The 20485-nt window shown below is 62.7% G+C and carries 15 protein-coding genes; 2 read left to right on the forward strand and 13 right to left on the reverse strand.

Features of this window, described 5'->3' with window-relative positions; all coding sequences use genetic code 11:
* Positions 1–3: 3 nt before the first annotated feature.
* The 11 genes from NRB16_RS22220 to NRB16_RS22270 all read right to left on the reverse strand — a co-directional run bounded on the left by NRB16_RS22220 (position 4) and on the right by NRB16_RS22270 (position 15031).
* The gene (locus tag NRB16_RS22220) at positions 4–1011 is read right to left on the reverse strand and encodes an ABC transporter ATP-binding protein (protein WP_257106952.1); all 1008 of its coding nucleotides are present in this window, start codon (positions 1009–1011) and stop codon (positions 4–6) included.
* Positions 1001–2005 (reverse strand): ABC transporter ATP-binding protein, encoded by a 1005-nt coding sequence (locus tag NRB16_RS22225; RefSeq protein WP_257106953.1) that lies wholly within the window; start codon positions 2003–2005, stop codon positions 1001–1003. The genes NRB16_RS22220 and NRB16_RS22225 overlap by 11 nt, the downstream gene beginning before the upstream one ends.
* Entirely contained in the window at positions 2002–2904 is a 903-nt protein-coding gene (locus NRB16_RS22230) for an ABC transporter permease (protein WP_253140631.1), read from the reverse strand. The genes NRB16_RS22225 and NRB16_RS22230 overlap by 4 nt, the downstream gene beginning before the upstream one ends.
* Complete coding sequence (locus tag NRB16_RS22235) at positions 2901–3875, reverse strand: ABC transporter permease (protein ID WP_045483370.1); 975 nt, start codon at positions 3873–3875, stop codon at positions 2901–2903. The genes NRB16_RS22230 and NRB16_RS22235 overlap by 4 nt, the downstream gene beginning before the upstream one ends.
* A complete protein-coding gene (locus NRB16_RS22240) occupies positions 3872–5332 on the reverse strand; it encodes an NAD(P)/FAD-dependent oxidoreductase (protein ID WP_257106954.1) in 1461 nt (486 codons plus the stop codon). Before NRB16_RS22240 ends, NRB16_RS22235 begins: the two co-directional genes overlap by 4 nt.
* A 119-nt stretch (positions 5333–5451) precedes the next feature.
* A complete protein-coding gene (locus tag NRB16_RS22245) occupies positions 5452–7923 on the reverse strand; it encodes a TonB-dependent siderophore receptor (RefSeq protein WP_257106955.1) in 2472 nt (823 codons plus the stop codon).
* A 318-nt stretch (positions 7924–8241) separates the two neighbouring features.
* Positions 8242–9192: a LysR family transcriptional regulator gene (locus tag NRB16_RS22250; protein WP_257106956.1), complete on the reverse strand. Its 951-nt coding sequence runs from the start codon at positions 9190–9192 to the stop codon at positions 8242–8244.
* Between the two features lie 144 nt (positions 9193–9336).
* A complete protein-coding gene (locus NRB16_RS22255) occupies positions 9337–10995 on the reverse strand; it encodes an acetolactate synthase large subunit (protein WP_045483382.1) in 1659 nt (552 codons plus the stop codon).
* 210 nt (positions 10996–11205) lie between these two features.
* On the reverse strand, positions 11206–12657 hold the full coding sequence (locus tag NRB16_RS22260) for an aldehyde dehydrogenase family protein (protein WP_257106957.1): 1452 nt from the start codon (positions 12655–12657) through the stop codon (positions 11206–11208).
* Complete coding sequence (locus tag NRB16_RS22265) at positions 12654–13628, reverse strand: NAD(P)-dependent oxidoreductase (protein ID WP_257106958.1); 975 nt, start codon at positions 13626–13628, stop codon at positions 12654–12656. Before NRB16_RS22265 ends, NRB16_RS22260 begins: the two co-directional genes overlap by 4 nt.
* Positions 13629–13639: 11 nt before the next feature.
* On the reverse strand, positions 13640–15031 hold the full coding sequence (locus NRB16_RS22270) for an FAD-binding oxidoreductase (RefSeq protein ID WP_257106959.1): 1392 nt from the start codon (positions 15029–15031) through the stop codon (positions 13640–13642).
* A 207-nt stretch (positions 15032–15238) separates the two neighbouring features.
* On the opposite strand from NRB16_RS22270, the gene NRB16_RS22275 reads away from it, so the two are divergent.
* Together NRB16_RS22275 and NRB16_RS22280 are read left to right on the forward strand one after the other, a co-directional pair.
* Positions 15239–16312, forward strand: coding sequence for a GlxA family transcriptional regulator (locus NRB16_RS22275; protein ID WP_257106961.1), 1074 nt, complete (start codon positions 15239–15241; stop codon positions 16310–16312).
* 457 nt (positions 16313–16769) lie between these two features.
* The gene (locus NRB16_RS22280) at positions 16770–17033 is read left to right on the forward strand and encodes a DUF6124 family protein (RefSeq protein WP_045483397.1); all 264 of its coding nucleotides are present in this window, start codon (positions 16770–16772) and stop codon (positions 17031–17033) included.
* Between the two features lie 22 nt (positions 17034–17055).
* On the opposite strand, the gene NRB16_RS22285 is transcribed toward NRB16_RS22280, so the two are convergent.
* The gene (locus tag NRB16_RS22285) at positions 17056–17850 is read right to left on the reverse strand and encodes a serine protease (RefSeq protein WP_052483349.1); all 795 of its coding nucleotides are present in this window, start codon (positions 17848–17850) and stop codon (positions 17056–17058) included.
* A gap of 154 nt (positions 17851–18004) precedes the next feature.
* Positions 18005–20323, reverse strand: coding sequence for a multicopper oxidase family protein (locus tag NRB16_RS22290; protein WP_257106962.1), 2319 nt, complete (start codon positions 20321–20323; stop codon positions 18005–18007).
* Positions 20324–20485 lie beyond the last annotated feature (162 nt).

The following is a 20485-nucleotide window of genomic DNA, read 5'->3' on the forward strand; positions in this document are numbered from 1 at the left end:
CGTTCATACGGGGTGATTGAGATGGCAAGCGCTGAAGTGCCCCGGCGCCACCTTTTGCAACGGTGGCGCCTGCTCGCGGCAGCGGGCGCTGGCATACGGACAACGGGGGTGAAAGTGACAGCCCGAAGGGGGTGCCAGCGGGCTGGGCATCTCACCTTCAATAGGCGCGTACTGGCTGCGGCGCAGTTCAAAGCGCGGAATCTGCGCCAGCAAGGCCTGGGTGTAGGGGTGGTTGGGCCGGGCGAACAGGTCGTCCACCGACGCCTGTTCCACTACACGACCGAGGTACATGACCACCACCCGGTCGCACAGGTGCTCGACCACGCCAAGATCGTGACTGATGAACAGGTAGGTCAGGCCCAGTTGCTCGCGCAGGTCCATGAACAGATTGAGAATCTGGGCCTGGATCGAGACGTCCAGCGCCGCCACCGATTCATCACAGACCAGCACATCAGGCTGCACTGCCAGGGCGCGGGCAATGCCGATGCGCTGGCGCTGACCGCCGCTGAACTGGTGCGGGTAGCGCAGCCGCAGAGCCGGGTCGAGGCCGGCGCGCTGCAACTGGGTGCTGACGTAATCATCAAAGCCGGCGCGGTCAGTCAGGCCTTGCAGGCGCGCGCCTTCACCGACAATGCGGTCGATGCGCAGGCGCGGGTTAAGGCTTGAGTACGGGTCCTGAAAAATCATCTGCACCTTGAGCCGCGCCGCCTGACGTTGCGCACTCGGCAGCTCGTCCAGCACCTGGCCATCCAGGCGCACCTGGCCACGGGTCGCAGAGTTGAGACCGGCGGCGATGCGGCCGAGGGTGGACTTGCCACAGCCGGACTCACCGACCAGGCCGACCACCTCGCCACGGCGGATGCTCAGGTCAACACTGTCCACCGCACGGGTCAGCGCCGCTGGCCGGACCAGCCCCAGGCGCTGCAAGGCACGCCCGGCGATACCGGGCTGGCCGGAGGAAAACTCCTTGCTGACCTGACGCAGCTCGATCAATGGAATATCACTGGGCATGCGCTTCTCCTGCTCCGGCGCCGGGATGAAAACAACGCACACTGCATCCCTCAAGCAACTGCAATGGCGGCTCGTCAGCACAGGCCTGACTGGCCCGCGAGCAACGCGGTGCGAAGGCGCAGCCGTTGGGCAGGTTGCCCAGTGACGGCGCCATGCCGGGGATCTGCCGCAGCCGTTCGCCGCGCTTGTTACGGCTCGGCAGGCTGTCGATCAAACCTTGCGTATAGGGGTGCTGCGGGTTATCCAGCAGCGCGTCCACCGGGCCTTGTTCGACGATGCGCCCGGCATACATCACCGCCAGTTCATCGGCGAGCCCGGCGACCACCGACAGGTCGTGGGTAATCCACAGCAGCGAGGTGCCTTGTTCACGCACCAGTTTCTGCACCTCGGCGAGGATCTGCGCCTGAATGGTCACGTCCAGTGCGGTGGTTGGCTCGTCGGCAATGATCAGGTCCGGGCGGTGCAGCAAGGCAATGGCGATCGCCACCCGCTGGCGCATGCCGCCAGACAACTGATGCGGGTAGGCGCGCAGACGTTCATCCGGGCTGGCAATGCCCATGCTCGCCAGGGTGTTGCTGGCCAGGGTCCGGGCTTGAGCCTGGCTAACCCGCCGATGCGCGCGCACCGCCTCGATCATCTGGGTGTCGACCCGCAACACCGGATTGAGGGTCATCATCGGGTCCTGGAAAATCATCGCCAGCCGGTCGCCCTGCAACTCGCGCAGCTCACGGGGCTTGAGCCGGCGCAGGTCGCGGCCCTGGAACAGGATCTCGCCGGCGGTGATACGTCCGGGTTTATCCAGCAGACCCAAAATGGAAAAGCCGGTCACCGATTTGCCCGAACCAGACTCACCGACCAGCCCCAGAATGCGCCCCGGTGCCAGTGTCAGCGACAGGTCGCGCACCGCCGGCAGCAGGCCGTCGCGGGTCTGAAAGGCGGCGCTCAGGCCACGCACTTCCAGGGTAGCCGGCCGTACTTCAAGAACGGCCGTCATGCTTGCAGCCTCGGGTTGAGCACATCGCGCAGGCGGTCGCCCACCAGATTGATGGCGACAATGGTCAGCAGCAGGGCCAGCCCCGGAAACACACTGATCCAGTATTCATCGCCGAGCATGTACTGAAAGCCGTTGGCGATCAGCAGACCCAGCGAGGGTTCGGTGATCGGCACGCCCAGGCCAAGGAACGACAGGGTCGCTTCCAGGGTGATAGCGCGGGCGATCTGCAATGCGCCGATGACGATCAGCGGCGGCAGGCAGTTGGGCAGGATATGACCGAGCAGAATGCGCCAGCGGGTAATACCCTGGCCGCGTGCGGCCTCAACGTATTCACGACGGCTCTCGACCAGCGCCTGACCGCGGGCGGTGCGCGCGTAGTAGGCCCACTCCAGCACCACCAGGGTCAGCATCACGTTGCCAACGCCCTTGCCCAGCCAGGCGAGGATCATCAGCGCCATGAGGATGCCGGGGAACGACAGCAGCATATCGACCAGACGCATCAGCAGCGCATCGACCCAGCCACCGGCGTATGCCGCAGCCAGGCCGATCACGGTGCCGACCACCGCTGCAATCAACGCCGAGCCCAGCCCCACGACCAGGCTGATGCGCAGGCCATAGGCGATCGCCGAGTACAGGTCGCGGCCCTGGCCGTCGGTGCCCAGCCAGTAAGTGAAACCGCCACTCATGCTCTCGCTGCCCGGTGCCAGCCGTGCGTCGAGCACATCCAGTTGCAGCAGGTCATAGGGATTTTGCGGGGTGACCCACGGCGCCAGCACCGCCAGCAGGACGATGCCCAGCAACAGCACTAGCCCCAGCAAGGCCGAAGGCGAGCGCAAGAAATCGCCCAGGGCGCGCTGCCAGGGCGAAACGACAGACACGGCAGACACAGCACCACTCATCGCGCAGCCTCCAGACGAACCCGCGGGTCAAGCACGCGGTACAAGATATCGACGATCAGGTTGAGGGTGACGAAGATCACCACCACGACCATCAGGTAGGCGACCACCACCGGGCGGTCCAGGCTGTTGATGCTGTCGAGGATCAGCTTGCCGGAACCGGGCCAGGCAAAGATGTTCTCGGTGACCACCGCGTAGGCGATGGTCGAGCCCAGCTCCAGGCCCAGCACGGTGACCAGCGGAATCAGGGTGTTGCGCAGCACGTGCATCAGCACCACGCGCAGCGGCGACAGGCCCTTGGCACGGGCAAACCGGACGAAGTCCTGGGGCAGAATCTCGCGCACCCCGGCGCGGGTCAGGCGCAGGATCAGCGAGACCTTGAACAGTGCCAGGTTCAGCGCTGGCAACAACAGGTGCTGCCAGCCGTCGAGGGTGAACCAGGACCACTGGATACCGAACAGCTCACGGGTTTCGCCCCGGCCACTGGCCGGCAGCCAGCCCAGATGCACCGAGAAAAACAGCACCAGCATCAGCGCCACCCAGAACGACGGCAGCGAGAAACCGATGATGCTGGTGGCCATCATCAGCTTTGACAACGGGTGGTCAGGATACAGCCCGGCAAACAGCCCCAGCGGCACGCCGACCAGAATCGCCAGCAGCAGCGCCGTGACCGCCAGTTCAACGGTGGCCGGCAGGCGGTTGAGGACCAGTTGCAAGGCATCTTCGTGATGCACATAGCTCTTGCCCAGATGCCCGTCCAGCGCCCCGCCGATGAAGTGCAGGTACTGTTGCCACAGCGGCTGATCCAGACCCAGTCGGGCAATTGCCGCCGCCCGTTCAGCCTGATTGAGGTCTTCGCCGATCAGGATATCCAGCGGGTTACCGATGGCATTGAGGCCGACGAACACGATCAGCGACATCAGCACCAGCACGATGAACGCCTGGCCGATACGGCGCAGCAGCCAGCCGGTCACGTGCGCAGCTCCCCGGCCCGCAACCGGCCGGCCTGCCACTCATCACCGAGCAGCTCTGGGTCGGCATAGTCCTGCATCGCCCGGAAGTGATACTCGATGTCTTCATTGAACAACTGGCCGGCCAGGCCTTGGGCGATGCGCTTGGCGCCGTCGCTGATCGCCGGGATATCTCCCGACACGCCGCCGTAGGTCAGCGCAGCGGGATAGTTGAAGCAGTGGATACGCTCCAGCCCCGGACAGATACCCGGCTCACGCGGCAGAAATTCAAACAGCGGCCCCAGGTCGGGCAGTTGCGCGGCTTCGCTGTCGAGTTGGTCGGCCGGCAACGGAAAACGCTCGGACCAGCGCCGGATGTACGGCGCGAACGGGGCGAATTCCGGGCGTTTGTCCAGGTCGGTGCGAAAGCCGGTGGCGAAGACAATGAAGTCATAAACCAGATTGGCTTGCGAGGTGCGCACCTGCAACTGGCCCTGGCTGTCGAGTTCGACCGCTTCCAAGGCGTTGTCCAGCAGCAAACGGGCATTGGCGTGACGCGCCACACGCAAGGTACTGCCGCGTGGCGGCGGGGTCTGCTGGGCATTGAGGTATTCGCGGATCTGCCATTTCCAGGCATCGGGCAGGCGCCAGTAACCGTGGGTCATGCCGGGGCTGCCGGCCCCCTTGCCCTTGTTGATACGTGGCAGTTCACGGCGGCGCGCCAGCATGTCGACCGAGGCCGCGCCGGCTTCCAGCGCCGTGGCCGCCGCATCCATGGCCGAAGCCCCGGCACCGATCACCGCCACCCGCTTGCCCGTGAACCAGGCGTCCTGCAGGCCATCGGCCGAATGCGCCCAGTACTGGCGCGGCAAGGCCAGCGCCAGATCCGGCACCCAAGGGCCGCCCATGCCGTCGCGGCCGGTGGCGAGTACCACGTGCCGGGCGAGCACTTCCTGAAGGCCGTCAGGCGCATCGATCAGCAAGCGCACGAAGCCTTCGGCGGTCGGTTGCACACTGGCGATGCGGTGCTGGTTGCGTACATCGAGGTTCAGTACCTGGCGATACCAGCGCAGGTACTCGGCCCATTGCAGGCGCGGGATCTTGTCCAGCGCCTGCCATTGCGCAAGACCGAAACGGGCTTGATACCAGGCCCGAAACGTCAGGGCCGGCAAGCCCAGCGCGGGACCTGCCAGTTGTTTGGGCGAGCGCAGGGTTTGCATCCGTGCCGTGGTCGCCCACGGCCCTTCGAAACCCGCCTCGGACTGATCGAACAGCACGCTGCGCACGCCCAGGTGATGCAACTCGGCAGCGGCGGCCATCCCGGCCATGCCGGCGCCGACGATGGCGACATCGAGCAGTTCGGTGTCGCCATGCTGCTGAGTCTTGACCCAGGGTTGTGCGGGCAGGCCGAGCCATTCCAGGTCTTCGCGCAAGCGTGCTTCGAGGGCAGGCAGGCCGATGGGGGTATGGGTGTCAGGCATGGGTGTGCGGTCTCGGTAAAGGAAGTCGTGTGGTCTTGCTCGGCCTGTAGGAGCGGCTTCAGCCGCGAAGGCAAATACCGTGATTCGCGGCTGAAGCCGCTCCTACGACGAAACAGTTATCAAAAATCGATATTCAGCCGCCCATAGTAAAAAGCCCCGTATGAGCCAAACGGCGAGATCGACGAGTAATAGGAAGCGCCCGATACGTCGGTGACGGTGTGTTTGTCCGGGTAGACGTTGAACACGTTGTCCGCGCCCAGCGAGACTTTGACGTTGTCGGTGATCTGGTAGCCGACGTCGATGTCGGTGATCCATTTGGCGCCAAAGCGTTCGTCCACCCCGCCGTTGGTGTCACCCAGGCGTTTGACTTCGCCATAACGGGTGGTGCGCAGCCCCACGTCCCAGTCGCCACGCTGCCAGTTCACGCCCAGCAGAAACTTGGTTTTCGGCGTCAGGTCGGTGATGCCGCCCAGACCGCTGCGCTCAAAGCGCGACAGGCCAAGGCTCTGCAACTGGGCTGGGTTGTCTTTCTGATCGGTGATGGTTGCCTTGTTCCAGTTGGCGCCAAGGTTGTAACGCAGGCGGCCGAACTCGCCCAGGTGCTGGGTGTAGTCCACCACCAGATCCACACCGCGAGTACGGGTGTCGAAGGCGTTGGCGTAATACTGCACTTGTTGCACATGGGAAAAGCCGTAGGTCGCCAGGATGCCGTCCACCGCCGCGCCTTGCAGCGGGCTGACCAGGGCGATGCGGTCTTGCAGGTCGATCAGGTAGGCATCCAGCGAGACGTTAAGGTTTTTCAGCGGGTTCCAGGTCAGGCCGGCCGACAGACTCTGCGAGCGCACCGGTTCCAGGTCTTCGGCGCCCAGTGCCCGGCCGATGGCCGAGTCCGGCTGGACGCGCTTGATCATGATGTCGCGGGTTTCATTGCCAATGGTGCGACGGCCCAGGCCAGTCTTGGCGTAGCCCTGCTGGATCATCGACGGCGCCACGAAGCCGCTGCTCAATGCACCGCGAGCCGCCAGTTCCGGGGTGAAGGCATAACGGGTGGAAAGTTTGCCGGTCCAGGTATTGCCCGAGCTGTCGGTGTAATGCTCGAAACGCCCGGCCGCACCGACAAACCATTTGTCAGTAACGTCCAGACCGAAGTCCACATAGGCTGCGGTGTTGCTGCGGCGCAGATTGACTTCGTCTTCAGGCAGCAACAGGTAGTTGCCCAGCGCGCCGATAGCCGCCTGCTGGCCGGCACGCGGGTGGCCGGCCGGGTAACGGTAGCCGCCGCTGGCGTAGGAGTCCGGGTCGCCGGATTCGGTACGGTAATGCTCGAAGCGATGCTCCAGACCAGTGGCGAAGGTCAGCGGGTTGCTCAGGCCGATGTCCAGGGTCCGGTTCAGGTCCAGGTTGGTGGTCCACTGATCGAAGGTGTTGGTCTGCAACCAGAAGTCGGTGGGGCTGCTGGTGCCCAGCGACGGGTTGAGGTTGTTATCGGTCAGTTGCTTCTGGCGGTTGCGGCCATACGAGGTGCTCAGATCCCAGTCCCAACCGGCCACGTCCTTGCCACGGGCGCCAAACACGGCCTGGTAATCAAGGCTTTCAAAGGTGAAATTCGGCGCAATGCCATCGGGATACAGCTCATTGATGATGGTGTTGGAGTTGGGCCGGCGAAAGCCGATGGACACCAGCGCGTCCTGCTTACCCAGGGTGCTGAACGAATACAGGGTGGTGTCGTCGGTGATCGGCAGCTCGGCGTTGTAGGCCAGGTTGTATTGCTCGATCTCCGGCAGGCCGCCGCCGTAGTTGCGCCGCTCGACGGTGGTTTCGCGTGGGTCAGGCTGGCCGTTGACCGGGTAATAGAAACTGCCGGTGGCCTCGGCGGAGCGCTTGGTACTGTCCTGGTTCTTGGCGTCCAGGGTGAAGTTGAAGAAGCCGCCATTGGGCAGCTCAAAGCCTTTGTTGATGCTTTGCTGATAAGTCTCGCCGTTGGAGCCGACCCCGTGATAGCCGGAACGACGGCCGACCAGCGTCGTGGCGCTGCCGCCGCTGCTGTCCTTTTTCAGGATGATATTGATCACCCCGGCGATCGCGTCAGAGCCGTATTGGGCAGCAGCGCCGTCGCGCAATACTTCGACGCGGTCCACCGCCGCCACCGGAATCAGCTCAAGGTCAGCCGGGTTCCAGCCTTCGACCAGCACCGAGTTTTCCGAGGCCACCGAGCCGCCATGGCGACGCTTGCCGTTGACCAGCACCAGCACATAACCGCCCCCCAGACCCCGCAGGCCAGCAGCACGGGCGACGTTGCTGTAGGCGCCGCCGGTGACCTTGGCCACGTTGAACGACGGCAACAGATTGGCCAGCGCATCGCGCAGGCTGACACTGGCGCCCTGTTTCTCCAGGTCCTGGCCGCCAATCACATCAATTGGCACGGCGCTTTCGGCCACGGTGCGCTCGACACCACGGTTACCCACGGACACCACGGTCTGCAGCTGGACCGCCTGTTCTTGCTCGTCTGCCGCCTGGGCACCGCTTGCGCAGCACAGACCGGCCAAGGTCAAGAGCGCGGGCGCTGAAACCGTTGAAAACTTCGCTTGCATGAAACATCCCTCCGACAAGTCGCCGTGAAAAGTGATGCGGCGATTTGCCGAGGTCGGCTGGATTTCCGCTAAGCAGGATTGTGGTCTGAGCCATATAATCCATTTTTCGTATATTCAAAGCCGTTTCATTTGGTAATCGAATACTAAGAGACGCGACTTATCACCACAACAACTTAAAAATGCTATGGATATTCAGTATTGGAATATGAGCGATGCAGGAGCGAGCGCTGCTCGCGAAAGGGCCAACCCAGGCGCAACATCTGTAGCGTGTGAAAAATGGCCTTCGCGAGCAGAGCTCGCTCCCACAAGAACCTGCGATCAGCTGGCGTAAATCGCCTGCATCAACACATCGTGACGGTTGGCCGGGTGCAGGGTCATGCCGGGCAGCAGTGACTGCGAGGTGGTTTTCAGGGCCTCGACCAGCGCCCTGGCGACATCCGACAGCGGGCTGGCGTGGGCTGAGACCAGGCCGAAATAGAACGGAATCGCCGACTCGATGGGCCTGACCACCACGCCTTGCAACGGCACACCGAAGGCGGTGAACGGATCGACCAGCGCGACGCCCAACCCGACCCGCGCCATCTGCATGGCGATCAGCGAGGTGTTGGTATCCAGAATGTGTGCCGGTTCAAGACCTGCGCGCTCGAAGGCCTTGTTGATCCGGCGGCGAAAGCGGAACGGGTTGGAAATGCTCACCAGCGTCTGCCCCGCCAGTTGCGCCATGCTCAACACCGGCTCGCCCGCCAGCTCGCTGTCTGCGGCCAGCACCGCCACGCAAGGTGCCTCACCAATCCAGTGCAGTTCCAGGCCGCGATGCTCCAGTGGCAGGCTGATCATGCCCAGGTCGAAGGTTTTCGACAGCACTGCCTGCACCGCCGCCTCCGGCGACAGGCTCTGGATTTGCAGCTGTTGGGCGCGCAGGTCTTCAGGCAGCAGCGCCAGCGCCGGCGGTAACAGGCCGGCGGCCAGCGCCGGGGTGGCGACCAGACGCAGGCTGCGGTTTTCGTCGCGGGTCAGGTTCAGCGCGCGTTGATGCACATGCCGCACCCCTTGCAGGGCGCTCTCGACCTCGGCGGTCATCATGAAAGCTTTTTGGGTCGGGGTGACCTTGGGGCCGCTGCGTTCGAACAGAGCAAAGCCCAGTTCCTGCTCAAGTTCCTGGATCTGCCGGGTAATGGTCGGTTGCGAACGCCCGAGCATCTGCCCGGCACCGGTCACGCTACCGGCCGACATCACGGCGGCAAAGGCTTCGAGTTGACGCAGATCCACAAAAGCTCCTGATCGATGGGGAATCGAGAGACGAGGAGCCTACAGGTTTGTCGCGGATCTGGCACGTATCGATGTTTCGCGGCTGAAGCCGCTCCTACGGTTGTCGCAAACCCCGTAGGAGCGGCTTTAGCCGCGAAGACCGAATTACACCGCCAGGCTGCGCTCGCGCAGTTCGGTGTTGAGGATGCGGTCGTTCTCGCTGTAATCGACCGGGCAGTCGATCACGTGCACGCCTGGGGTGCTGATGCATTTCTCCAGCAGCGGCAGGAACTCGGCAGCGCTTTCGACGCGGTGGCCAAAGGCACCGTAGGCTTCGGCGTATTTGACGAAGTCAGGGTTGCCGTAGTCCAGGCCGAAATCGGTGAAGCCCATGTTGGCCTGCTTCCAGCGGATCATGCCGTAGCCGTCGTCACGCAGAATGACCACGGTCAGGTTCATGTTCAGGCGCACGGCTGTTTCCAGCTCCTGGCTGTTCATCATGAAACCGCCGTCACCGCACACCGAGATCACCGGACGCTGCGGATACACCAGGTGCGAGGCCATTGCCGATGGCAGGCCGGCACCCATGGTCGCCAGGGCGTTGTCGAGCAGCACGGTGTTGGGCTTGTGCGCCTTGTAGTTGCGGGCGAACCAGATTTTGTAGATGCCGTTGTCCAGCGCCACGATGCCTTCGGAAGGCAGCGCGCGACGGATGTCGGCCACCAGACGCTGTGGATACACCGGGAAGCGGTCGTCATCGGCGCCTTCGGCAATTTGCGCTTCGTTGGCTTCACGGATCGCCATCAGGCGGGTGAAGTCCCACTGCGCGCTGCCGTCGAATGCCGCAGCATCCAGCGCTTCGCCGATCTGCCAGATGGCGTTGGCGATGTCGCCGATCACTTCGATCTGCGGGAAGTACACCGCATCGACTTCGGCACTGCGGAAGCTGATGTGGATCACTTCAGTGCCGCCACGGACCATGAAGAACGGCGGCTTTTCGATCACATCGTGGCCGATGTTGATGATCAGGTCGGCTGCCTCTACCGCGCGGTGCACGAAGTCACCGGACGACAGTGCGGCGTTGCCGAGGAAGCGCGGGTGGCGCTCGTCGACCACACCTTTACCCATTTGCGTGGTGACAAACGGGATGCCGGTCTTGTCGATCAGTTGCTTGAGGACCTTGGCGGTCATCTTGCGGTTGGCACCGGCACCGATCACCAGAATCGGGCTGCGCGCGGCCTTGAGTTTGGCCACGGCGGCTTCGATGGACTTGTGCTCGGCCAGCGGACGACGGTGCACGCTGCGCGGAATCGGCATCACGTCGGTCTGTTCGGCGGCGATGTCTTCAGGCAGTTCCAGGTGCACGGCGCCGGGCTTTTCTTCTTCGGCCAGGCGGAAAGCTTCACGCACCCGCGACGGGATGTTGTCCGCGCTCGCCAGCTGGTGGGTGTACTTGGTCAGCGGCTGCATCATGCCGACCACATCCAGAATCTGGAAACGACCTTGCTTGGATTTCTTGATCGGCTTTTGGCCGGTAATCATCAGCATTGGCATACCGCCCAGGTATGCATAGGCGCCCGCGGTGACCAGGTTGGTGGCACCGGGGCCCAGGGTCGACAGGCTCACGCCGGTCTTGCCGGTCAGGCGACCATAGGTAGCGGCCATGAAGCCGGCGGACTGCTCGTGGCGAGTCAGCACCAGCTTGATCTGCGACTTGCGCAGGGACTCGAGCAGGTCGAGGTTCTCTTCACCCGGAATACCGAATACGTACTCGACGCCTTCGTTTTCCAGACATTGCACTACCACATCGGCGGCCTTGGCCATGATGCTCCTCGTCATTTAATAGGTTAAGAACAGCAGACGGTTTGAAAACGTCGCGAGCGAAGGTCAGGCAAGGCGAAAGCAGGCGAGGAAGCGGAGTTGACTGGTTGTCAATGAGCATTCCGAGCCTGCTTTCAACGCAGCATCACCGAGCGCAGCAGTTTTCATGCGGTCTGAGCGTAGACGCGCTTGCATGTCAAAAGGTAACAGTGCTCAGGCCAACTGATAAGTGGTTTTGACCCGGGTAAAGAAATGCCGGGCATGGGTGCCCTGCTCCCGCGAGCCAAGGCTGGAGGCGCCGTTGCCGCCAAACGGCACGTGGTAATCGACGCCGGCGGTGGGCAGGTTGACCATCACCATGCCGGCCGAACTGTGGCGTTTGAAGTGCTCGGCGTACTTGAGCGAGGTGGTGACGATGCCGGCCGACAGCCCGAACGGCGTGTCTTCGGCGGCAGCGAAGGCCTGTTCATAGTTGTGCACCTTGAGCACGCTGAGCACCGGGCCGAAGATTTCTTCGCGGTAGATGCGCATCTCGGGACGCACCTCGGTGAACAGCGCCGGGGTGAAGTAGAACGCACCGGCCTGGTTGTCGATGCGCTCGCCGCCACACACCAGCCTGGCGCCTTCTTGCTGACCAATGGTCACGTACGACAGGTTCTGCTCCAGTTGCTTGCCATCCACCACCGGGCCGATGTCGGTGTCGGCGGCCAGCGCTTCGCCGACTTTCAGGGCACGGGTGCGCTCGGCCAGACGCGCGACAAACGCATCATGAATACCGGCGGTGACAATCACCCTGGAGCTGGCTGTGCAGCGCTGGCCGGTACTGAAGAACGAGCCGTTGAGCACCACATCGACCGCCTGCTCCAGATCGGCGTCGTCGAGGACGATCAGCGGGTTCTTGCCGCCCATTTCCAGTTGCACGCGGGTCATGTTCTCGGCGGCCAGCCTGGCAATCTGCTTGCCAGTGCCTTCGGAGCCGGTAAAGCTGATGGCGTCGATATCGGGTGAGCGAATAATGGTGTCACCCACGCTGCGACCGGGGCCGATCAGCATGTTGAACACACCCGCTGGCAGGCCGGCACGCGAGATGATCTCGGCCAGCGCCCAGGCCGAGGACGGCACCAGTTCGGCCGGCTTGAACACCACGCAGTTGCCGAAGCACAGCGCCGGGGCGATCTTCCACGCCGGGATGGCAATCGGGAAGTTCCACGGGGCAATGATGCCCACCACGCCCACCGGCTGGGTGAACACATCAATACCCACCTCAGCACGCACCGACTGGTACTTCTCGCCTTCAGCACGCAGCACTTCCTGGGCGTAGAACTTGAACGAGCGACCGGCGCGGTCCACCTCGCCCAAGGCCTCACGAACGATCTTGCCTTCTTCGCGAGACAGCAAACGCGCCAACTCTTCGCGGCGGGCGAGAATCTCGGTGCCGATAAAGTCCAGTGCATCGGCGCGCACTTGCGGGTTGCTGCGTGCCCAGCCGGGTGCTGCACGGCGGGCGGCGGCGATGGCCTGTTCGGTGAGGTCTTTGTCGGCACGCACGAAGCGCTCGATCACTTCACCGGGGTTGGACGGGTTACGGTTTTCCAGCAGATCGCTGCTGCTGTCGAGCGCGACAAAGGCGCCGTCCACATAGCTGCTTTTGGTGACGATGGTCATGCGCTGAGGGTCCTTTTGACTGGCAGTTCAGCCTGGCCGTTGATGAAGTGGGTGATGTTGTCCACGGCGCTGTCCATCAACTGCTGCATGGCATCTTCACTGCTCCAGGCAATGTGCGGGTTGAGGATGAAGTCATCGCGGTCGAGCAACTGGAACAGCGGGTTGCTCGGGTGCAGCGGCTCGTGCTCGACCACGTCCAGGGCCACGCCACCAAGGCGGTTGCCCTGCAGCGCGTCGATCAGTGCGGCTTCGTTGACCACCCCGCCACGCCCGGTGTTGATCAGCAACGCATCAGGCTTCATCAGCGCCAACTGGTCGGCGTCGATCAGGTTGTAGGTCTGCGGGGTCAGCGGGCAGTTGATCGACAGCACGTCGCAGCTTTTCAGCAGCTCATTGAGCGGCCGCACATCAGCGCCCTGGCGCTTGCCGCCACGGTCTTCGAACAGCACCTGCATGCCCAGATGCCGGGCCAGTTCAGCCAGGCGGATGGCAATCGGACCGCTGCCGATGATCGCCAGTTGCCGACCGCGCACGTCACGAATGCGGTGGTCGAAGTAGATGTTCTTGAACGGCGCCTGGCCGTCGCGCACCTGGCGCATCAGCCGGGTGAAGGCGGCCGGGCGGCGGAACAGTTCGAGGATCATCGCCAGGCTGTGCTCGGCCACGGTGTTGGCGGCATAACCGGGGACGCTCGACACCTGAATGCCATGCGCCTCGCAATAATCGACATCGACGATATCGCGGCCAGTCAGCGCCAGCGAGATCATCTTCAGCTTCGGCAACTGGCGCAGGTGCTCTTCACGCAATGGCACGCTGCAGGTCAGCGCCACCGTGGCGTCCTTGAGGTGCTCCAGCACCTGGTCAGGCTGGGTATAGGCGTACTGTTGCCACTGATGCTCAAAACCTGGGCGTTTGAGCTGCGTCGAGGCGGCCAGGCCGTCGTCGTCGAGGAATACGACTTTCTCGGTCATCGTCATCGTCCTTATTTTTTCTGCGCCGGCACGTAACCGGCCGGGGCCATGGCCACCAGCTGTTTGGTGATGAACCCGGCGTCCTGATCGACGTCTTCCAGGCTCTCTTTGCGCACCAGCGCGTCACGCACCATGTGTGCCCCGAAGAAGCGGAACGGCTCTGGCGGCAGCAGTTTCATTTTCTGGTTGACCAGGCCGCAGTTGGACCACTCGTCATTGGCATGGGTGGCCAGCGACTTGATGATGCGGCTGGCAAATACGGTGGTCGCCACGCCGTTACCGGAGAAGCCGATGCCATAGCTGATGGTGCCGTGGTGGTCTAGGTAACCGAAGTTCGGCAGGCCTTTCATGGCCCGGTCAATCGGCCCGGTCCAACTGCTGACCACCGGCACGTCGGCCAGTTGCGGGTACAGCCGGCGCAGTTCGGCGGCGACGCGATCGGCAGCCGGCGAGGGTTTTTCGTACAGGTTGCCGATGCGCCCGGCATAGGCGAACTGGCCCAGCGGCTTGCCGAACACCACACGGCCATCCGGGGTGTTGCGCCAGTAGTTGAGCACGGTGCGCGAGTCGGTCATGCATTCGCCGCCGCTAAAACCGATGGCATCGAGTTTGGCTTTGACCGGCGCGGTGGCGACCATGTCGCTGGACATGATCGCGATCATGCGGCGCAGCTCAGGAAATTGTGCGCCCCAGGCGTTGAGTGCCAGCACCACATGATCGGCCTTCACATGGCCTTTGGCGGTATGCACCACCGGGTTCTTGCCGCGCTCAAGGTGAGTGAACGGCGATTTTTCGAAAATCTGCACACCGAGCTTGAGCGCGACACGGCGCAGGCCACGGGCGAGCATGGCCGGTTGTACGGTGGCGGCGTTGGGGTCAAAGATACCGCCGAGCACCAGTGGCGAGCCCATGCGGCCGGCGATGGTCTGCCGGTCCAGCTCCTTGAACGGGTTGACGCCCAGATTCTGCAGGCCGTCGGTCAGGACCTTCCAGGAGTTCATCTGCCGCTGGTTGGTTGCGCTCCACAGCCAGCCATCCTTGCGGTACTGGGCGTCGATGCCATGTTCCTGGCAGAAGCTGCCGATCTCGTCGATGGCCGACTCGGCGGCCTCGCAGATACGCCGCGCTTCCACGTCGCCGCAGATGGTGCGTACCGACAGGTACTTGCCCCACCAGTTGGTCGCCACGCCGCCGTTACGGCCGCTGGCACCAGAGCCGCAACGGTCGCGCTCGACGATGACGATGTTCTTTTCCGGGTGTGCCTGCTTGAGACGGATGGCCGACCAGAGGCCGAGAAAGCCGCCGCCGACAATGCAGACGTCAGCCTGGATGGATTGTTCGAGGGCGGGAGCGAGATCGCTGTCCAGATCGAGGGCCTGCGCATACCAGAATCCACGGTACATAGGAGTGCTGCCTTGGTGAGTGGTTTTTTCAGCATGATGCGCAGCCACCCGGCAGAGCGGCTATTACAGCAATGACAATTGATCGTAGGTTGCGACCGATCGTCCTTCACGTCCTGTTTATGGGGCTAAATATGATATTCAGGACAACCCGGCAGGCCTAGAATCGACACCACGGCATCGATGCCGGACGCTTGGAGATTGCCGATCATGGCCCTTGTCGATGCCCCGGATGCCGTTGCGGATGCGCCCTTGCCGACTCCGGTCAAACCGGACCTGCGGGTCGGTTTCATCCTGCTCAATCACTTCACTCTGGTGCCGGTGGCAGGCCTGGTGGACTCCTTGCGCTTTGCGGCCGACAAGTCGTTTCGCAGCCAGCAGGTGCATTGCCAGTGGGACTGGATGACCTGCCATGACCTGCCGGTGACCGCCAGTTGCGGCATGCCGATTTCGCCGACCAAGCCGCTCAATGTCTGGGCGCAATACGATTACATCGTGGTCGCCGGCGGGCTGATGGGCGAGACCCGCAACCCGCCGCAGTGGCTGCTCGATGCACTGTGCGACCTGCATGCCGCCAAGGTGCCGATCATCGCCCTGTGCTCGGCGTCGTTTGTGCTCGGTAAAGCCGGGTTGCTCAACGGCAAGCGCTGCGCGGTGCACTTCACCATTCTTGATGAGTTCAAGCAGTTGTACCCCGAAGCCGTTGCGGTGCTGGACAAAAGCTACGTGGACGACGGCGGGATCATCACCTGCCCCGGCGGCACCGCCATCGACCTGGCGGCCAGCCTGATCAGCCGCCACTGCGGGGCGATCCGGGCGCAGAAGGGCCTGGAATATCTGCTGGTGGAAAAACAGGCCGACACCCATACCCAGGCCGAGCCGGCTGCCCAGTCAGCCATTTACGAGAACGATCGGGTCAGCCGCGCGATCAAGTTCATGCGCGAGAACCTCGACACGCCGCTGTCGCTCAAGGAGGTTGCGCTGGCGGTCGGCACCCAGCCGCGCCAGTTACACCGTGAATTTGTCGCCAACACCCAAGAGCCACCGGCCAACTACTGGCGCAAACTGCGCCTGGACCACGCCCGGCGGCTGTTGGTCAACACCAGCCAGAACATCACCACCATCGCCCTGGCCTGCGGCTTCTCGGACGCTTCGCACTTCATTCTGTGGTTTCGCAAACAGTATGGTGAAACGCCGTATTCGTACCGCAAGCGCCGCCATGAGGTGGAGCGGTTCAAGACCGACTGGCAGGATGGACCGGTGGGGCTGGATCCGGAGTTGTAGGCGATCAGGCTCGGCGTCGCGCTGCAAACACGGAACATTGTAGGAGCCGCTTCAGCGGCGAAGCTTTAGCTGCAAAAGCTTCGCCGCTGAAGCGGCTCCTACGAGATCGTGTAGCATTTCGGCCCGTCTGCGGCCTGCAATTGCAAGATGCCTCTCTTTCTCTTGAAGGAAATTTCCGAGAAAATCCCGACCGCTTGCGCCCGTGAGTTTCGGTATCTACCCTCTGGCCGTCGCTGTAAATCCAGCGACCAGGTTTGGTAGGCCTGAGGGTTAACGGCGCAGGGCGCCACCTTTTGCGAGGCGCTTTTATTCGGCCTGCAGTTATGGTGGCCGTGCGCAGGGCGTCTTCGGACGCGCCGGGTTCCGTTAACCGGTCCTACCAACTTGTGCACGGTCGCCACCCGGCGTTTGGTAGGCAATGGGTGACGGCTCCATCAGCATTAACGGAGTTGTACTCATGAAAAAGATCGTTCCCGACCCACCCTCGCTCGAATCGTCCCTTACCCTTGTTGAAGGCCGCCTGGCCCATGCCGTGGAGTTGCTGCGCTGCGCCACCGCCACGGTTTATGAAAGCGCCGATGCGCTGCAAGGCCCGCCGCGTCACTTGGCGATGGCCGGTATGCACCTGATTACCCAGGCGCATCTGGTGCTGGACCAGGTGCTCGATCAGTGGCCGGTCATACACCGTGAAAGCCAGGAGCAAGCGCAACTGCCGGCCTGACAGCTTCCGGGGCGAAGCATGATTACAGCAGCCCGCGCTGTACCAGCAGATTGCGAATGGTACTGGCCGCGATGGCCTGGTTAGAGCCGTCGAGCGGCCCCCCGAGGAAATGCAGGCCGACAACCTCGCCGCTGTTGAGGTCGAGCAGCGGCGAGCCGGAGTTGCCGCGCAGGGTGCTGCAATCATGCAATACCGTGCCGGTGAAGCCGCTTACCATGCCAGGTGACAAGCACTTGTAGGTGTAGAGCTCCTGAAAAATCTGCTCCATCAGTTGCTGATCTTCAACTTCGGCGTCACGCACCGGGTAGCCAGCCGCTACGACGTGGGTGTTGGTCTGGGGAGGCTCTTTGGCAAGCAGCAGCGGTTCAATCCCGCTGTCCTGCGCCAGACGCAGAAACGCGATATCCGGTTTCCAGTCGCGGGCGATCCAGAGCACTTCGCTGATCGCTACCTTGCGGGTGAGCGCATTGCCGGCCTCTGCGAGAAAGTTGATGGCCGCGCTCTGCCGCCCGCTGCCCGATGTCGCTGAGCGAAAGCGGAAGCCATTGCCGTAGGGCATGGCGAACTTGTCGGCGACATGGGCGTTGGTCACCACGATGTCCTTGCTCACCAGCCAGCCCGTGCCGGCCAGCTCGTCGTCAGCATTACCCTGCAGCTCGATCCGGCCAATGGCAGGCAGGCATTGCTCAAGACGTGTACGCGCCTGCTCAAGCCGTTGCACGAGTGCACTGGCCGAACCGTCGTTGAGTGCATGGATATCGAAACTGCCTTGGCGTACCGCGAGGGCCGGCCGACCTTGGCGCAGGATGATAGACATAAATGTGAAATCCGTACTTGCGCGGTTTAATACCGGATCACGGCGCGCAGCCGGATCGACACGTGCCCCCCCCCTTGGGCATGCGTGCGCCACGTTCAATTATGAAACCGTGGCGCAGCATGTCAGCCTCCTTTAGCCTCTATCGACGCAAGCCTCAGTGGGAATGGGCTGAGCCTGCGGCCTCCCGGTTGCGCTTTTCGATGCCGTCCAGCCCGCCCGGAATGCCGGGATCGAAAATCTCGACCAGGCGCATCATGCCGGCGTCTTCATGGGGCAGGATGTGGCAATGCAAGACGAAGCGTCCGACGTAGCGCTCGTAGTGCGAGCGCACGACGACTTCGACGTCCGACTCCACCATGATGGTGTCCTTGTAGACGTCCTTCATGCCGAAATACTGCGAGCTGGGGTCCTGGGTCAGATCCTTGCCATCCTTGCCCGTTACGCGCACCACCTGGAACGGGTTGATATGAATATGGAAGGGGTGAGCAAAATCGGCGGTCCGCAGGCGCCACTCATCAGTGTCGCCAAGCTGCAGGGCGATCAGTTCGTCCGGTCTGGTGCTGAAGCGCACATCCTCGACCTTGCCCCAGGGGGCTTGCGGGTCGGGATCAGACGCCACTTCGAAATCGCCACGGGAAAAGCGTGTATGCCCGATTCCCGGTCCGGGGGACGGCGGCGACACATCTTTCTGCACCGACTTGAAGTCGAAGCGCAGCAAGCGGACATTGTCCACATGCAACCAGGCATCCTCCTGCTCACGCGTGGTCTGCCCTGTCAGCCTCTCGTGCGGCGAGAAATTCTCAAGCTTCAGGCCTGCGTCGAGATCGGCCAGGATCGCTGGCAGTTTCGAGACGTCAAGCCCCTGCCTTTGACGGTCTGCGGCCAGTCGCTTGGCGGCGCTGGAGAGGGTTTCATGAATCACGACTTTGGCCTCGGGAATCTGCGGCCGGGCATCGTTGCGCTCGACCCTGACAGAGAAGAGCAGGCGCCGGCTGTCCACCGAGCCTTCCACGCTGGCCTCGCCCTTGAGGGGTGAATCAATGACGCAGTAATCCTGATGGCGCAGGTTGCCGGCAGGCTGCGGGAAAGACACCAGCACGTCACTGCGGTAGCCCGGCTGCAGAACCCGCGCATCAGTTTCCAGGGCCTGGTATCGGGTCAGCCCATCGGCAGCGATCTCGAACACCTTCAGTGGCGGGCCATCGACGTCGCAGACGCGTGCGATTGTACGGTCATTGTCAGTGGCGGAGGTTTTGCTGAACAGCGCCTTGAGCGAGCTTGCCTCGCCTTTTTCCGGGTTTGGTTTGGCAGGATAGATCTGCACCTTGATGCTGTCATTGAAGCCGGCATGGATAAACCGCCAGCGCTCAGGCTGGCCGGCGATGACTTTCTCCTGACCAGGCTCACTGCCAATGCCCAGCATGTCAGCGACTCGGCCGTTGACCGTGGTGAAGCGCCCCGAATTTGTCCAGTTTTTCGGTCCGCCCAGATTGTTGTAGTTCACGATGGCGCCGATATCGCCCTCGGCGCAATTCCATTTGTCATCTTTGGGCGTGCCGTCGGGCTTGAAGCATTCGTACTGGATCTGCTGGAGCATGAAGACCCGGTCGGGAATCGGTTTGCCGTCGGGTTTGCTCAACAACACATCAATGTCGCCGCTGCGAAAACCTTGACCGTTCGCTCCCGGAACCGGCCACCGATCGCCGTTGACGATCAATGCGCCAGACAGGCCACTGGCGACCTGCAGAGCGGTGGAGCCGTGAATGTGCGGGTGATACCAGAAGGTGCCGGCAGGATGATCAGCCGGAATGTTGTATTCGTATTCGTGTGCAACACCTGCGCCGGGATACAGGCTGCGCAGTACGTTGTCACTGTTGCCGGCCGGATTCACCCAACTGCCATGAAAGTGGTTGTTGGTGACATTGAAGCAACCGGGGCGGCTGTTAGGCGTGTTCATTGAACCGGCATCATGCGCCGGATCGCACTCCTGCGGCGGGATCAGCTTTTCGTAAACGTCCTTGCCAAGCCCGGCCCGGGTGTAGTCCTGGCGCAGGTTGTCTGGCAGATCGTCCCAGGGCAGCAAATGATTGTAGATATCGAAGCGTACCGTCTGGCCGGGAAGTGCCTTGATCAGCGGGGCCGCGACCAGATTGCCAGGGGCATTGCTGTTATTGGGATCCGCATAACCGCGTAGCCAGACCGTGTCCTTGGTGCCCTTCTGCGGGTCCTGGATCTGGGCCTGCTTCAGACGCAGTTCCAGTTGTGCACCAGGGTCGTTCTGGCGAACGGCTGTGCGTGAGGTAACACCGGGAGCCTCACGCACACCGGTTACCGCTGCCGGCGCGTTGCGGTCAATCCCCATCCTCAGTGTCGGTGGGTTGCTGATGCCCTCCTCCTGAGCAGACAGGGCGGTAGCGACCCAGAAAAGCGATGCCAGCGACACGCCGCATCGAACCAATCCTTTGGACTGCATAGTAAGGTTCCTTCCCGAGAGATCGCCGCAAGCTGGCAATATGATATTCAGGCAGGAAATTAGCCTTTCCTTGGAAAAACGCAAGCGAATTTGAAATGTCCATCACAAGACGCCCCCGCCCAGCACCCGATCGAGTCAGGCGCTGGGCCGCTGCAGGCAATG

The organism is Pseudomonas sp. LJDD11, from assembly GCF_024584215.1.
Classification (GTDB): domain Bacteria; phylum Pseudomonadota; class Gammaproteobacteria; order Pseudomonadales; family Pseudomonadaceae; genus Aquipseudomonas.

Bases quoted from the DNA above. Each gene is read 5' to 3' on its own strand.
- NRB16_RS22230 (WP_253140631.1), bottom strand. From the start codon at position 2,904: ATGAGTGGTGCTGTGTCTGCCGTGTCTGTCGTTTCGCCCTGGCAGCGC.
- NRB16_RS22265 (WP_257106958.1), bottom strand. From the start codon at position 13,628: ATGACCGAGAAAGTCGTATTCCTCGACGACGACGGCCTGGCCGCCTCG.
- NRB16_RS22220 (WP_257106952.1), bottom strand. From the start codon at position 1,011: ATGCCCAGTGATATTCCATTGATCGAGCTGCGTCAGGTCAGCAAGGAG.
- NRB16_RS22225 (WP_257106953.1), bottom strand. From the start codon at position 2,005: ATGACGGCCGTTCTTGAAGTACGGCCGGCTACCCTGGAAGTGCGTGGC.
- NRB16_RS22280 (WP_045483397.1), top strand. From the start codon at position 16,770: ATGAAAAAGATCGTTCCCGACCCACCCTCGCTCGAATCGTCCCTTACC.
- NRB16_RS22255 (WP_045483382.1), bottom strand. From the start codon at position 10,995: ATGGCCAAGGCCGCCGATGTGGTAGTGCAATGTCTGGAAAACGAAGGC.
- NRB16_RS22245 (WP_257106955.1), bottom strand. From the start codon at position 7,923: ATGCAAGCGAAGTTTTCAACGGTTTCAGCGCCCGCGCTCTTGACCTTG.
- NRB16_RS22240 (WP_257106954.1), bottom strand. From the start codon at position 5,332: ATGCCTGACACCCATACCCCCATCGGCCTGCCTGCCCTCGAAGCACGC.
- NRB16_RS22270 (WP_257106959.1), bottom strand. From the start codon at position 15,031: ATGTACCGTGGATTCTGGTATGCGCAGGCCCTCGATCTGGACAGCGAT.
- NRB16_RS22290 (WP_257106962.1), bottom strand. From the start codon at position 20,323: ATGCAGTCCAAAGGATTGGTTCGATGCGGCGTGTCGCTGGCATCGCTT.
- NRB16_RS22275 (WP_257106961.1), top strand. From the start codon at position 15,239: ATGGCCCTTGTCGATGCCCCGGATGCCGTTGCGGATGCGCCCTTGCCG.
- NRB16_RS22260 (WP_257106957.1), bottom strand. From the start codon at position 12,657: ATGACCATCGTCACCAAAAGCAGCTATGTGGACGGCGCCTTTGTCGCG.
- NRB16_RS22285 (WP_052483349.1), bottom strand. From the start codon at position 17,850: ATGTCTATCATCCTGCGCCAAGGTCGGCCGGCCCTCGCGGTACGCCAA.